Annotated in this window: 15 protein-coding genes; 9 read left to right on the forward strand and 6 right to left on the reverse strand. The window is 37.0% G+C overall.

What is annotated here, in order from left to right:
* Positions 1 to 3 precede the first annotated feature (3 nt).
* The 4 genes from ACMT7R_RS03930 to fsa all read left to right on the forward strand — a co-directional run bounded on the left by ACMT7R_RS03930 (position 4) and on the right by fsa (position 4,020).
* Positions 4 to 243 carry a hypothetical protein gene (locus ACMT7R_RS03930; protein WP_415310125.1) on the forward strand — a complete coding sequence of 80 codons (240 nt, stop codon included), beginning with the start codon at positions 4 to 6 and terminating at the stop codon, positions 241 to 243.
* Positions 244 to 625: 382 nt separating this feature from the next.
* A complete protein-coding gene (locus ACMT7R_RS03935) occupies positions 626 to 2,284 on the forward strand; it encodes a ribulose-phosphate 3-epimerase (RefSeq protein ID WP_415310126.1) in 1,659 nt (552 codons plus the stop codon).
* A 135-nt stretch (positions 2,285 to 2,419) separates the two neighbouring features.
* On the forward strand, positions 2,420 to 3,358 hold the full coding sequence (locus ACMT7R_RS03940; protein ID WP_415310564.1) for a transketolase family protein: 939 nt from the start codon (positions 2,420 to 2,422) through the stop codon (positions 3,356 to 3,358).
* The gene (gene fsa / locus ACMT7R_RS03945; protein WP_415310127.1) at positions 3,355 to 4,020 is read left to right on the forward strand and encodes a fructose-6-phosphate aldolase; all 666 of its coding nucleotides are present in this window, start codon (positions 3,355 to 3,357) and stop codon (positions 4,018 to 4,020) included. Before ACMT7R_RS03940 ends, fsa begins: the two co-directional genes overlap by 4 nt.
* A gap of 10 nt (positions 4,021 to 4,030) precedes the next feature.
* Here the strand turns inward: fsa and ACMT7R_RS03950 are convergent, their stop codons facing one another.
* The 5 genes from ACMT7R_RS03950 to ACMT7R_RS03970 all read right to left on the reverse strand — a co-directional run bounded on the left by ACMT7R_RS03950 (position 4,031) and on the right by ACMT7R_RS03970 (position 8,378).
* The gene (locus tag ACMT7R_RS03950; protein ID WP_415310128.1) at positions 4,031 to 5,206 is read right to left on the reverse strand and encodes a VWA domain-containing protein; all 1,176 of its coding nucleotides are present in this window, start codon (positions 5,204 to 5,206) and stop codon (positions 4,031 to 4,033) included.
* Positions 5,207 to 5,843: 637 nt separating this feature from the next.
* Positions 5,844 to 6,176 carry a hypothetical protein gene (locus tag ACMT7R_RS03955; protein WP_415310130.1) on the reverse strand — a complete coding sequence of 111 codons (333 nt, stop codon included), beginning with the start codon at positions 6,174 to 6,176 and terminating at the stop codon, positions 5,844 to 5,846.
* Positions 6,173 to 6,658, reverse strand: a complete 486-nt coding sequence (locus tag ACMT7R_RS03960; protein ID WP_415310566.1) for an AAA family ATPase — start codon at positions 6,656 to 6,658, stop codon at positions 6,173 to 6,175. The genes ACMT7R_RS03955 and ACMT7R_RS03960 overlap by 4 nt, the downstream gene beginning before the upstream one ends.
* A gap of 202 nt (positions 6,659 to 6,860) precedes the next feature.
* Complete coding sequence (gene folE, locus ACMT7R_RS03965) at positions 6,861 to 7,463, reverse strand: GTP cyclohydrolase I (protein WP_415310132.1); 603 nt, start codon at positions 7,461 to 7,463, stop codon at positions 6,861 to 6,863.
* An 81-nt stretch (positions 7,464 to 7,544) separates the two neighbouring features.
* Complete coding sequence (locus tag ACMT7R_RS03970; protein WP_415310134.1) at positions 7,545 to 8,378, reverse strand: adenylate/guanylate cyclase domain-containing protein; 834 nt, start codon at positions 8,376 to 8,378, stop codon at positions 7,545 to 7,547.
* Positions 8,379 to 8,528: 150 nt separating this feature from the next.
* Here ACMT7R_RS03970 and ACMT7R_RS03975 point away from each other — a divergent pair, with 150 nt between their 5' ends.
* Together ACMT7R_RS03975 and ACMT7R_RS03980 are read left to right on the forward strand one after the other, a co-directional pair.
* On the forward strand, positions 8,529 to 9,203 hold the full coding sequence (locus ACMT7R_RS03975) for an L-threonylcarbamoyladenylate synthase (protein ID WP_415310136.1): 675 nt from the start codon (positions 8,529 to 8,531) through the stop codon (positions 9,201 to 9,203).
* An 11-nt stretch (positions 9,204 to 9,214) separates the two neighbouring features.
* Positions 9,215 to 9,748 carry a THUMP domain-containing protein gene (locus ACMT7R_RS03980; RefSeq protein WP_415310137.1) on the forward strand — a complete coding sequence of 178 codons (534 nt, stop codon included), beginning with the start codon at positions 9,215 to 9,217 and terminating at the stop codon, positions 9,746 to 9,748.
* Positions 9,749 to 9,808: 60 nt separating this feature from the next.
* Here the strand turns inward: ACMT7R_RS03980 and cgi121 are convergent, their stop codons facing one another.
* Positions 9,809 to 10,366 carry a KEOPS complex subunit Cgi121 gene (cgi121, locus tag ACMT7R_RS03985; RefSeq protein WP_415310139.1) on the reverse strand — a complete coding sequence of 186 codons (558 nt, stop codon included), beginning with the start codon at positions 10,364 to 10,366 and terminating at the stop codon, positions 9,809 to 9,811.
* A gap of 290 nt (positions 10,367 to 10,656) precedes the next feature.
* Between cgi121 and ACMT7R_RS03990 the strand changes: the two genes are divergently transcribed.
* The 3 genes from ACMT7R_RS03990 (at position 10,657) to erpA (ending at position 14,166) form a co-directional block, all read left to right on the forward strand.
* The gene (locus ACMT7R_RS03990; RefSeq protein ID WP_415310141.1) at positions 10,657 to 11,367 is read left to right on the forward strand and encodes a class I SAM-dependent methyltransferase; all 711 of its coding nucleotides are present in this window, start codon (positions 10,657 to 10,659) and stop codon (positions 11,365 to 11,367) included.
* A 232-nt stretch (positions 11,368 to 11,599) separates the two neighbouring features.
* On the forward strand, positions 11,600 to 13,717 hold the full coding sequence (locus ACMT7R_RS03995; protein ID WP_415310142.1) for an acetate--CoA ligase family protein: 2,118 nt from the start codon (positions 11,600 to 11,602) through the stop codon (positions 13,715 to 13,717).
* Between the two features lie 98 nt (positions 13,718 to 13,815).
* Entirely contained in the window at positions 13,816 to 14,166 is a 351-nt protein-coding gene (gene erpA, locus ACMT7R_RS04000; RefSeq protein WP_415310144.1) for an iron-sulfur cluster insertion protein ErpA, read from the forward strand.
* Positions 14,167 to 14,263: the final 97 nt, after the last annotated feature.

Raw genomic sequence — 14,263 nt, forward strand, 5'->3', positions numbered from 1 at the left:
AAAATGACTTTGAATCCCAATATGGAAAACATCTTACAAATTTCGTGCATTGTATTTTCTTTGCTAATAATAGCACAAATTTCAATTGTAGAGCCCGCAAATGCCTTGACAAGGTATTTTAATTGCGTAACAAGGGCAGCAAATCATAACGGTACATTTTCTATGGAAAATGCAGAAGTGTGCTATGATAAAGTATTCAAGGGAGCCGCAGACAATGATGAATTTGGAAGAGTTATCAATTAGCTGGTCCACCTGCAATTTTTTAAAGTAATTCATGCAGCCTGCTTTACCTCTGTACAAATATTAAATTATAGTAGATTTTAAAACGCCGTCTCTCTTTTTCTTTTTAACTCGAAAGAATTTTAGTTTAATTGACTTGACTAGAATTCTGTGCCCAGATAAAATTCTTTTTGTTTTGTAAATCTTGGCACGTTAATAAAATAATGGACTAATCACTCCGGTATTGTATGCTGTAGATGGACCATTGATTAGAGAGAATCAGGATATGGAAACTGGTTTTGGAAGAAACCCGATTATTTCGGTTAATTTATAATAACTTTGGAAGTTACCTTTTTATCTATTTGTCTTTTGAAGGATCAGTGTATTGGGATATGGGTAAGTTGGAGTGGAAAGTGTTCATTTTAGGGAGGACGATAAGAGATTGTACTTTATAAATAGATATTTAAAATTAAAAGAAAAGATTCGAGAAATCCGTATACTAGCTTTAACTGGTATAACTGAAGCCGGATCAGGTCATCCGGGAGCATCCTTTTCCGCTGCTGAGATAATGGGATCACTTTATTTCCAAATAATGAACGTAGATATTTCCAATCCGAGATTACGTCAACGAGATTATTTTATTAATTCAAAGGCGCATTCGGCGCCCGGATATTACGCCACTTTGTCATTGGCTGGCTCTTTTCCAAAGGAGGAAATGAAGACTCTAAGGAAACTAAACTCCCGACTTCAAGGACACCCCGTAAGGTACAGCGAATACCAGAAACATCATAGCGTTCCAGGTATTGAATACTCTGGTGGGTCAGAAGGCATTGGACTGTCAGTCTCAATTGGTTTATGTTTGGCAAATAGACTTGATAAACAAGACAATACTGTATACTGCTTGCTGGGAGACGGGGAGACAAACGAGGGACAGGTCTGGGAGGCTTCTATGGCAGCTTCAAAATTTAAACTTGATAACTTGGTAGCAATATTGGATAGAAACAAGATCCAACAAGATGGCTTTACAGAGGATATTATGCCTATAGATCCGATTAAAGAAAAGTGGAGTTCCTTTAATTGGGATGTCGTAGAGGTTAATGGTCACAAAATTGAACAATTGGTGCCCGAACTGCTAAATAGGCCTCCAAACAAACCCAAAATAATCATAGCAAATACCATAAAAGGAAACGGAATAAAACATATGGCCAACAATCCTCAATGGCATGGTAAGGCACCTTCAAAAAAACATTTGCCATTGCTCATTGAGGAGCTTGAGGGTGAATACTTGATATCTCCCTCCATTATCGCAGGGTCTACCGGAATCGAAGAAAAGAGCCTAATTAATAAAATTGAACTTGCAGAAAAATTCGGAGCAGATATGATTCACCTGGATGTGATGGATGGAAAATTCGTACCAAATACCACTTTTTCTTTTGATGTTATAAAGAATCTAAGAGGGATCACCAAATTGCCATTTGACGCGCACTTGATGATTCAAAGTCCTGATTCTTATTTGGATTCCTTCATTGATGCAGGATGCGATATAATTACAACACATAGCGAAGTTTGTAACGGTGAGAAGGAATTTGAGAAAATGAGTGCAAAGTTAATTTCCAGTGGCATAAGTCCTGGATTGGCAATAAACCCCGCTACAGATTTGCCTGGGTGGATTTATTCACACTTGGATGATCTGGATGTCTTGATCATAATGTCTGTAAATCCTGGATTTGCTGGCCAAAAGTTTATACCAGAAGTGTTACCCAAGATGAAAAACTTGATACCAAAGTTGAGGGAAAATGGATACACAGGATATATTGAGGCTGATGGAGGAATAGATCAATCGACCATAGAAAGCTGTTTTGAAGTAGGCTGTAGGATTTTCGTCATGGGTAATGCAATTTTTGGTTCTGAGGACATAGACAAGAGGATTTCAGAGACTAAATTTAAGCTAGATTCTCATCTGGAACAAACATTACTGGATAACTCGAAGAAATTGAATATCCGAGAAGATTGGATCAAAGGCAGAAAAACTATATTGGATCGATACGAAATTAAAAGTGTATAAATTAATGAAAATGTTAACTGGATACTTTGCCCCTGCTTATGCTGCTGCAATTCTTGACAAAGAAAAAATTATTATGTGTAGGTGAAAAATGATTTGTACTCTTTGAACACTACCAATGAAATTCGCTTCTCCGACATGAGATCTGCATATGGTGAATCTCTTGTAAACTTGGGCAAAAAATACCCCAATATTGTATGCGTAGGTGGAGACACTACTGACTCACTAAAGACCAAAAAATTTGGTGAAATGTTTCCTGATAGGCTATTTAATGTAGGCATTGCCGAGGCAAACTTGGTTTCTATTGCTGCTGGGCTCGCAATTGCTGGAAAAATTTCTTTTGCAAGCACGTATGCTGCTTTTATTCCCGGACGCTGCCTTGATCAAATCCGCAATGCAATTTGTTATCCTAATCTGGATGTAAAAATTGTTGTATCTCATGCTGGGTTATCTGTAGGACCAGATGGGGCTTCTCATCAGCAAATCGAAGATATCTCTATAATGAGATCGTTGCCAAATATGAGAGTACTCGTCCCTGCAGATGCTCCATCAGTCAAGAAATTGTTAGAAAACATTGTGCAAATTCCAGGTCCCTTCTACGTGAGGCTAGCAAGACCATCTACCGAGGAGCTCTACCCAGAAGAGACAGATTTTGAAATAGGCAAAGGAAAAGTAGTAACTGATGGTGCTGATTTGAGCATTTTTGCGTGTGGTACTATGGTCTCTGCATCTCAAAAAGCAAGTGATATTCTGAAAAAAGAACATGGAATTTCATGCAGGGTTATTGATATGTATTCCATAAAACCAATCGATACTGATTTGATCTACAAATGCGCCAAAGAAACTGGATCTTTGATTTCTGTTGAGGAGCATAATGTTGTGGGTGGCCTTGGATCTGCAATTTCTGAAGTAACATCCGACATATGCCCTACCTTTGTAAGAAAAATAGGTATTAAAGACAAGTATGGTGAATCTGCAAGAGATGAGGAAATCGATTCACTTTTAGACAAATATGGGTTGTCTCCGAAAGAAATAGTAAGAAATGCTGTAGAACTAAATAAAAGAGAGAAAAAATGAAGATTTTTTTAGACACAGCCAACTTAGATTCCATTAAAAAATATAGTGAAATGGGCATTGTGGATGGTATCACTACTAATCCTACATTGCTTTCAAAAGAAAAGGGAAATCCCATTCAAACCATGAAAGAAATTGTGCAATACATCAACGGACCGGTCAGCTTGGAAATTGTAGCCAGTACTTTTGATGAGATGATGGATGAAGGATTGAAACTCGCAAAATATGGAAAGAATGTAGTGGTAAAAGTGCCAATGACTATGGATGGACTTAAAGTTGTAAAGGCGTTGAGTAGCAACGACATTAAAACAAACGTTACTTTGATATTTTCGGCTAATCAGGCACTGCTTGCCGCTAAAGCAGGTGCTACATATGTAAGTCCCTTCATTGGCCGATTGGATGACATTGGAAGTGAGGGGTTAAACCTTGTTAGCGAAATAGTTCAAATTTTTGCAAGTTATGATATATCTACGCAAGTGCTGGTGGCCAGCGTACGTCACCCTCTACATGTTATAGAATCTGCAAAAATGGGCGCAGACGTAGTCACACTTCCTCCAGATATTTTAGACAAGATGATACGACACCCATTAACAGACAAGGGACTAGATTTGTTTTTAAATGATTGGAAAAAGCTAGAAAAGGAGCATCCAGACCTCAAATTCTAACTGGTTTATTCTAATCTACGGTTAGCAGACCCAGAACCTTTTTGGGTAAATCTTGTAATCTTTTTTTAGACAGTGTTAGTGTTCTCTGGTAGTTAAGATACTTTAGATTATGGCCAATGCCTATTGCATCCCCTAGGTCCGCGCCCAAACCTATTGCAATCATTTGAATACCACTGCGCTTATAGGATAAAACGATGGATCTCACCGCATCCATGTCAGATGGCTCACCATCGGTTAATGTTACAAATATGTCTGGCTTAAAAGCATTGATACTGGGATTTAGTATTTTGTAAACCTCACCTAATGGTGTTCCACCTAATGGCCTTACTTGCATCAGTCTTCTGGCATATAACGCTCCCCATCTGACAGAGGGGGGTTTTATTATCCAGCATTTAACAGAGCGAGATTCTGTGTTAAAAGCGTAGATTGAAAATTTTATTCCCAAATAATCCAGTCCTTCGCATAACGCTACAGTGGCCTTCTTATATTCAATTTCGTTATCTTCGATACTACTAGAAAGGTCCAGCAATATCGCAATCTTGACATTTATGGCAATTTTTTTGTCCTTGATAAAGACTTTGGGTTGTCTCTCAATGTAGTTTTCAACTTCTATCTCTTCTCCAGTAAAGTCATATCTTTCTCTCCAACCGCTCTTCCATTCTTTGAGAGCAGTCTTGACTTTGTTTATCAAATTAAAGTCGTATATTGCATTTTCGTTAATACCGGTATTATCTGGGATTGCAATGGACAAATTTTCAGTCGACTCAAATCCCTTGTTATCATTTTTTTGACTCTCTTTTACGATTATCCTAAATTCCTCATTAATGTCGTCTCCCTGAACGATCTCTTTTTTTAATTTCTCAATTTCGATTTCCTTTGTCTTTATTTTTACCAATTTTTCTATTTGAGATAATATCTCTTCTTGTTTCATGGATAATCCTACTTTACTTTTGGGCATAAGCATGGGTATGGGAGGAGCCGACATCAATGAATCAACTTGCAAAATCTTGATAATTTGTCTGGTTTCTTTTTCCAACCATTTTTGATCTTCGGTTGGGTCATGTGTTTTGTTTTTGAGATTGAATTTCTTTACATAATCTTTGATAATTTCGTGGGCATACTCTGAAGCCTTTACCACTCTTTCGTTTTCGCCGCCAAATAATTCTCCCTTTATATAACCAGTCAAAAAGTACCTGTGAGAATGCCTCTAGAACTTTATTTCTACCATGAAGAGAGTTTAAAAGTGGCTTGTTATGCCATGAAAGACCCTCATAAAAAATAATTTCTTTAATCATACCTTTCCATTCTTCTAGCCCCAAAATTTCTACTCGTTTTGTCTCAAGGATATTAAAAATGAATCCAAATACTACATCAGTATCAAAAATTTTAAATGAATATTTTAGTCTTATAGATTCATACCATAGTAACGTTCGCCATTGTCTATATTTTTGAAAAATATTGCCATAAAAGTAATCTAAACCCGGAAGGGTTATTCTTTTTTTTTCTAAATTAGTTGAAGTTTTTCCTTCTCTGGAAATATGAATCGTAGAATCGGAACTATCCGACCACCTGCGAGAAAGAAAAGTAGCAATTTCTAGTAACACATCATTTCTGATATGGATATTTTCCAGATCCATATCATCAAACCTTAGAATTGACTCGGGTTTTGTTTTTATCTCTGATTTGGAGTTTGTCTTGGTAGTATTGCTAGTGTTGTAAGTGTTTGATAAGGGAGCGCCTATCTTGGATTGTTCTTTCTCTTCTTCCTCTCCGGAGGTTTTCTTCTTATTCCAAAAGATGGACATTTTTTCCCCTAATTAACATCATAAGAAAATAGAAGCGATAATATCCATGACTTTTCTATATTCGATTTCGCCCCATTGATGATAGACGTTTGCAAAAACTATTTCGGCTGCATCTTTTGCATTTGTACCGCTTACTACTAGTTTAGAATATGCGATTGTTTCCCTCAAACTCGGACTATAAAAAATTTCTTCCAATGAAGCAGCTTTTCGCAAATTACTTGCTAATTTGATAGCACTTCGAATGTTTTCTTCTTGAGTAATGTTGTTTATATTTACGTGCTTTCTGATAATCTCCAATTCAGTTTCTTCAGGTGGATAATCTAGCATTATTCTTATTGGGAAACGACTCAAAATTTGTGGGGGAGCTCCTTTGTTCCTACATGAGATAATGGGTTTATCGTTCCTATTACAAACCAGTTGTCCTTTGCTTTTATCGTCTGGCCGTGAAATTCTTTTAAAACAATTTGCCTTCTGTCGTCAAGCGCTTCATCAAGTCTTAACAACACATCAGGTTCAGCGGCATTTAATTCGTCCAGATACAATATATCACCTTGGTTCATCGAATGAACTAGTACTCCATTGACGAAATTAATTTGACCATTATCTAAAGTATTGGTACCTATTAGGTGTGATTCTCTGGTTCTTAAACTAAAGTTTACCGAAGATAATTCCTTGCCCATCTGGGAGGCAAATTTTCTTACAAGAGTTGTTTTACCAGTACCCTTTGGACCTATAATCAAAACAAAAATTCCTAATTGATATGCTTTTTGAAGCGTATCAAAAGCGTGATTCCAGTCAATATACTCGATGTTTGAATCGCTGGCTGTAGACATCAATTTAAATTTTCTCCCTCTTCTATCTAATTAAAATATATCGTAGGTATTAAGCCTGGTGTCCAACTCGCCTCTAGGTATCTCAGAACTAGTCGATAATTTTTTTGATGCAAGTTACATTTACGCGTTTCTATGCTAATTGTCTGTTAGGTTAAATAGACTGATATCCCATAAAGAAAATTCAAAACTTGAAATTCTTAGACTAGAGGCGAAGTCGGCCGTCGGAATTTATTATAGAAAAGAACTCTTGCTTTGTATTGTGATTTTCTTTGAATATTCCATCCACAGCTGATGTTGTAAATTCTGCAGAAGTAGATTGTGTACCCCTGGCAAAGACACAAGTGTGAATAGCCTTAATCACTACTCCGACACCTTTTGGCTCCAGTCTGTTTTTAATTTCTTCAAGAATTTGGTATGTTAGTCTCTCTTGCAGCTGAGGTTTTGAAGAAACCTTGTCGACAAGACGTTGAAACTTTGACAGACCGAAAATCTTGTTATTTGGTATGTAACCTATTGCTACCTCGCCAAAAAACGGCAAAAGGTGGTGTTCGCAAAATGAAAATAGCCTAAGATGATTTCCAATTATCATATCATCATGGTCGGCCTTGAAAGCCGTGAATTTTTCATAGGACCTTTTTCTATACAGCTCTTCACCAAAAGCACGCAACCTCCTGCTTGTTTCTTTGTCATAATTTTTGTTTTCTCCTCCGATTAATCTGTAATAACCATTTACTGTTTCGTTTAATTCGTCTCGGGGAACGTCCATGTATATCTCGTCGGTCAATCCCTTACTTTTTAATTTCATCTTTTCTTTTGCAACCATTTTGATCTGTATGTTAACTAATAATACTGAAGGAATTCAAATAAAAATCCTTTCGTTATTTTACTAAATGATTTCATAGCAGCATAGGATATCTTCAAAAGATTTTAAAGGATTTTTCGAATCGATGTCAATTTTGCGTAACATGAAATGTTTGTCTCGAATTTTTCTTTCAGTTGCACAGGAGATCACTATTTGATCTTTTTTTGCAAATTCTTGTAACCTGCTGGCTATATTGACGTTATTACCAACTGCTGTAAGCTGATTATATATCAAACAAACTCTTGCAGGACCTGTATTAATTCCACACTTTAAATCAAAATCAAACAAGCTTGCCTTATTTTGAGCTAATTTGTTTATTCTGTTATTCTCTCGTATTGATTGCGATATCTCCACCCCAATTCTTTTTTTTACTCTTATTCTACTTTGATTTTCTTGGAGCGATGGTCTACCCAACCACTCGTTTTTTAGTTCCTCTTTCATAGATTTAAAACTATTACGTAACTCTATGGCCGCATTAATAGCGTCTAGCGCCCCTTCGTCGGCGGATTCAACTTTGCCTTGGCGATTATCAAAGGAGCCAAACCAAGACATAATACCATCTCCGATTGCCTTATCCCAAACTCCATAATTTTTGGTTATAATTTGTCTTGCTATGTTGTAGTATTTCTCTAGAAATTCTAAAACGATCTGTTCCTGATCAATTTCATATAAAGTCCTTGCTAATCTTGAAAATCCACTAATGTCCCAAAATACGATAGTTATGGGCAGTTTGTAGGTTTCAGTGAGAATTAACTGATTGTCGCTATTTTGTGCCAGGTTCTGAACACTAGTTTGAAAAAATAGCTTTTCTGACCCCAAGAACCCTCCCTGATTAAGGACATCGATATTGTGTGACATTGACAATGATTACCAATCCATATATATATGCTTTTCTAAAAATTTTACAATATCAAATATTTATTTTAATTTCTAAATTTGTATTGAACATCATGATATATGAAGTATGAGTTAAATTGACTCTAGTTATTCATAAAAGTGAGAGTGGGAGTGCTGAATTTTACTTGTTCTGATCCTGGCGAGTTGATTGAATGCGCCAAACTTATCGATAGAGGGGGAATCATCATATTTCCTACCGACACAGTTTATGGCATTGGATGCGATCCATCCAATGAAAGCGCTGTAAGAAAATTATATAACCTCAAGAATCGACCCCTGACCAAGACTTTACCTCTACTTACTTTTTCACAGATAATGGTTTCTGAAGTTGCTCAAGTTTCTGTCCCTGCACGCAAACTAATGGATCTATTCTGGCCGGGTCAATTGACCATAATTCTAAAATCTAATGAAGTGTGCAAAAATTTAGGATTCTCTAAATATGTTTTTGACGGCCTCACTCAATCTATTGCCTTGCGAGTTCCGGGCAACGAATGTATAAAAAAGGTAATTGAGGCAACAAAAACCAAATTTTTGGTAGGAACAAGCGCCAATCTCTCCAGGTATCCTTCGTCTAATAAATTCAACCAATTGGATTCTGAGTTGGTCTCAAGGTGTGATGCTGTGATTCATGATGAAAGATTAAAACTAAAAGAACAATCTTCGACTACAAAAACAGGTGGCGAATCGACAATCATAGATCTCACAGATGAACAAAACCCCCGGATAATTCGTCAGGGGATAGTACCAAAGGATAAAATTATTGAGGTACTTAAAATCGCTAGTTAGGCTATAATAATATGGATTTCAATTTTGTTGCCACAACGTTTAGGTTTAGAGAAGAAGACCTTATGGATGAGCTGGAAGACCTTTTTTATGAATTTGGAGAAACTGACTTGGAAGTAAGTGAAACAAATGTTTCAGGATTGATAACTGGCAAGTCTTCTTCTACAGATCCAAGGGAGTTTATCTCTTTTTTGCGATCAAAGTTAGAGAATTCATCTTGGGAAATTAGATACCTGTTACGATTTATACCGATCCAAACCGTGGTGGTAACGGAGATTGAAAATATCAAAAATGCATTGGTAAAATTAGTTGAGGATTCCCAGATCCCAATAGATGAACCAATAAAAATTCTTGTAGAAAAAAGACATACACCACTAAAAAAAATGGACATCATTGATGCTGTAGGGCCTCATATCAAATTGCCAGTTGATCTGACGAACCCAAAGTGGATACTTTTAGTCGAGATAATTGGAAAATATTCCGGAATTTCGGTATTACCACAAGATCTATTGTTTAGCTCCATGATCGAAAAGCGAGTGACCGAATGATAATTTTTTTTGTTGCTACTGCAAAAGTAGAAAGCAAAAGCGATGGGCTGTTTATTCTAACTAGGCTAAAGAGATCGCTGCTCTTTCAACTAAGAATTTCAAGAATTCGTCATTGCTATTTAACACTGTAGAGTTTTTGTCTTTGATCTTTTCTCTAAAAAATTTTTCAATGATATAATCTCTCTTGTAGGTGTCTGCAGCAATCAAATCTTTAATTTCGGTTTGTGATACGTTTTCGTAATCCAGATTACCATACATTGCAAAATCGCGTTCGATTTCTTCAAAGATGTGATCATCATCTGAGATTATTATTATCACAAAATCCTTGTTGGATTTATCGCCAAAATTAACTTTTAATGCTTCATTTATCTGATCAGTACAACAAACTCTCAGCAAAAATTCGATCTCGATATTTTTTATATGCGAAACTATGTTTCTTTTCTTTCTTTCGCTTAATATTTTCATGATTCCAGCAATGTGCTCGCAGCCAAAAACCAGCTTAGAATCTAAAAATACAAGATCAGCCTTTTTGTATTTTGGATTTGCCTTTATCTCATTATACGCTTCTTTTACATCCTTGTCTATGTAAAATTTCATCGGGACAATTTTGGCTTTCAAACTTCCAACCACCATGACGTTATTTCTGAAATGGCTATCCATCACCAAAGGAATATTGCACTAATCCATGCTAATATCCTTCCGCTATCTGTGCAGTTGTACACGCTAACAAGTGAAAATGAATTTTCCAACTGACATATTGATTACATGGCCCTCATCCTTACTTGATGAATGTGTCAAGATGCAAGTCTCTTTTTCATGAATTCTCGGCTGCTATACCACTAAATCGGTTATTCAGTCTTCATTGACCATACAAAAACTCAATATCCTCCCTACCAGTATTTTTCCCATTGAATAGTCATGGCCTTGGAAGCACCTATTGGAGTGAAGTAATCAAAATACTCCGTAACATCATCCCCGTATATGATAAGGTAAATAGCGCAATATCGATGGGTAAGGATAACCAGTTTAGAATTGAGGGTATACTCAAGTCTGTTTTTCCCGGTAACAAGGTATTGGATGCAGGGTCTGGTTATGGTAACATGTCTAAACTAGTTTTGGATAATGTTTCAAGGGACGTAACGCTCCATTTTTATGATCCCATCCCCGAGATGCTCAATGGCATACCTGGCAACTTTAAAGGTTATGACGCGAGATTCCATATGTGTAGCGGGATTTTTGAAAAAATTCCATTTAAATCCGAATCATTTGATGCGGTTATTTGTGGATATTCAATACGAGATGCTATAGACTTGGAAAAGGCTTTCGAGGAGATTCATCGAGTTTTGAAAGTTGATGGCAGGTTCCTGATTGTAGATTTGGGAAAACCAGATAACATTCTGGCACGGATACTAGTAACGGTGTACCTAAAGTATATTTTAGTGGTGGTAGCCTTTTTAACAGCGGGAAAGCAGGGTCTACCTTTTCGAACACTGTATGGAACGTATTTGAGATGGCCCAAGAATAATGATTTGAATCGGCTTTTATCAAAAAAATTTTCAAAAGTTGATTTTCGAAAAAAGCTCCTTGGTGGTGCCATTATAGTAATTTCTTACAAATAAGTCGCTAATACCCCGTTATGTCGGCCAATTCTGTTTTAGTGGTGGTATAGGCAGCTGCCGCAGTAGTTGTAGTTGTAGTATAGTTCTATTACCGCAGTAATCCAAACATGTATGGCGTCATATTTTGCCTCTGGACTCGTATTCGACAAGGCAAGTCTAGTAATAATTCAGCATTATTTTACATTAATAATGTAAGGTAAATTTTTAAACCGAATACAATATTGGATTTTTATTGACAGATCAAAACAAAATCAAATCTATATTTGAGGATTCATTTAAGAATCAAGTTAAGGTAATCACAGAGGAGACTGCAAAGGGTATTCTCTCCGACTATCAAATTTCTGTACCTGGATTTGCATTGGTGAAAGATGAAGAATCTGCTGTCGCCGAAGCAAAAAAACTTGGATTTCCCCTAGTTGCCAAAATAGTTTCACCACAAATTTTGCACAAGACTGATGTAGGAGGTGTTAAAATAGATTTAAAAGATGAGGAATCTGTCAGATCTGCTTTTAACGATATGTACAACAGGCTGTCAAAAGATTATGATGTAAAAGGAGTTCTTTTGGAAAAAATGGTTCCCAAGGGAGTTGAGATGATTGTGGGGCTACAGAACGATCCTCAATTTGGTCCGGTTATGATGGTGGGCCTGGGTGGAATATTTACCGAATTGTTCAAGGATGTTTCGTTTAGAGTTCTTCCAATTTCAAAAGATGATGCATTAGAAATGATTGAAGAGCTGCAAGGAAAAATGCTTCTCAAGGGTTACCGGGGATCGGAACCAATAGACCTGAACGTTTTATCCGATGCGTTGCTAAATATTAGCAAATTGGGGTATGATATTGCACCGTATTACGAAAGTATTGATTTTAACCCGGTTATCGTTTATCCAAACAGCTATTTTGTAGCGGATGCAAAAATCTTACTGTCTGAGCAACCTAATCATAATGTAATTTCTGTTGACCAGCCAAATTCTACACATATGGATCAATTCTTTAATGCCAAATCTATAGCATTAATTGGTGCCTCACCCGAAGTCGGTAAGATTGGAAATTCTGTATTAGAAACCCTGGTAAAGCATGATTACAAAGGTAAAGTTTATCCGGTAAATGCCAAGGGCTATCCTGAGATAATGGGAATTCCCGCATACAAGAGTCTGGAGGAAATTAATGATCCAATTGATGTGGTCGTTGTCACTGTTGACTTGAAATTCGTGCCTGACCTGCTAAGGATTTGCGGACAAAAATCCATACACAATGTCGTTATTATTTCTGGTGGAGGGAAAGAACTAGGTGGGGAAAGAGCCGCTATCGAACAACAAGTAAAGGAACTTTCATCGCAATTAAAGATTAGAATAATTGGACCAAACTGCATCGGCATGTTTAATGGTGAAAATAGATTGGATTGCGCTTTTCAGGGCCATGAACGTATGTTGAGACCTAAGAATGGAAACGTAGCATTTTTGTCACAAAGTGGCACTATAGGCATTGCATTTATGGAACACTCTTTCCCATTTGGTATGAGCAAAATGATTTCCTATGGAAATCGTTCTGATGTCGACGAAGCTGACATGATCTGGTATCTTGCTGAAGACCCTCAAACGAAAGTTATCGGCTTGTATGTTGAAGGATTAGGCGATGGCAGAAAATTCGTAAATACTGCTAAACGAGTTATTGGGGACAAAAAGAAACCAATTGTAGTATTTAAAAACGGGCGTACAACTAGAGGTGCTAAGCAAGCTGCCTCTCACACAGGCTCTCTTGGTGGGACCTTCAGTGTTGTAAAAGGGGCATTTACACAAAACGGAATAATTTCAGTAGACAGTTATGATGAACTTACGGCCTCTCTTAAAGCACTGTCTTGGCAACCAATTCCTTCGGGTAATAGAGTAGCGATGGTCACAAATGGTGCCGGACCAATTATTGCGGCCATCGATCAGTTTGAGAGACTGGGGTTACAAGTTGCTACGCTCAGTGATCAAAGTATGAAATCATTTAAGGAACACTATCCTGCCACTTATGTGATTGGAAATCCATGTGATGTTACAGGCTCTGCAAATGCTGACGACTACAAGTTTGCAATTCAAACCTTTATGGACGACCCTAATGTGGATATCATTATGCCTTGGTTTGTTTTCCAAGACGATCCATTAGAGGAAAAAATCGTAGATGTTCTAGCAGAATTTAACAGACTTGGCAAAAAGCCGATTTTAGTAGGTGCACTGGGGGGTCCATTCACTCAAAAGATGGCTAACAAGCTTGAGGATAACAATGTCCCAGTTTATCAGTCGGTAAACACTTGGAGCATAGCCGCAAGTTCATTGGCCAAATGGGCCGCACTATCTAAAAAATAGACACAAAAAACCATCAAATTTTTACAACGTTTTTCTCTTTTTTTTAGTTTATTTATAGGAAAACCTTATTAAATTTGTTCGCATAAATATAGTATATCATGGCAAGTGTTCAACAACCAAAGATTATCGACGTTACTCCCAAAGCAGCAGAAAAAGTAACAGAATTTATGAAACAAGAAGGCAAAGACAACCTCTTCCTTAGAGTCTATGTTACTGGCGGTGGCTGCTCAGGTTTGTCATATGGAATGGGTTTTGAAGAAAATCCAGATGAAGATGATGTAGTGTTGGAGCAAAATAATGTAAAAATTCTAGTAGACAATTACAGCCAAAAATATCTCAAAGGTGCTGTAGTCGATTATATTGAAAGTTTGATGGGATCAGGCTTTAAGATTACCAATCCAAATGTCACAAAGAGCTGTTCTTGTGGACATTCATTCTCTACTGAGTAGTATTAGTAGCAGCAGCAGCAGCAGTAGAGTCTCAACCTATCCTTTTTACTTTTAGTTGTACTATTTTTTAGTGTATTTTCGTTCTCCAGAGTCAGCA

This window comes from Candidatus Nitrosocosmicus sp. FF01 (genome assembly GCF_047711275.1).
Taxonomy (GTDB): domain Archaea; phylum Thermoproteota; class Nitrososphaeria; order Nitrososphaerales; family Nitrososphaeraceae; genus Nitrosocosmicus.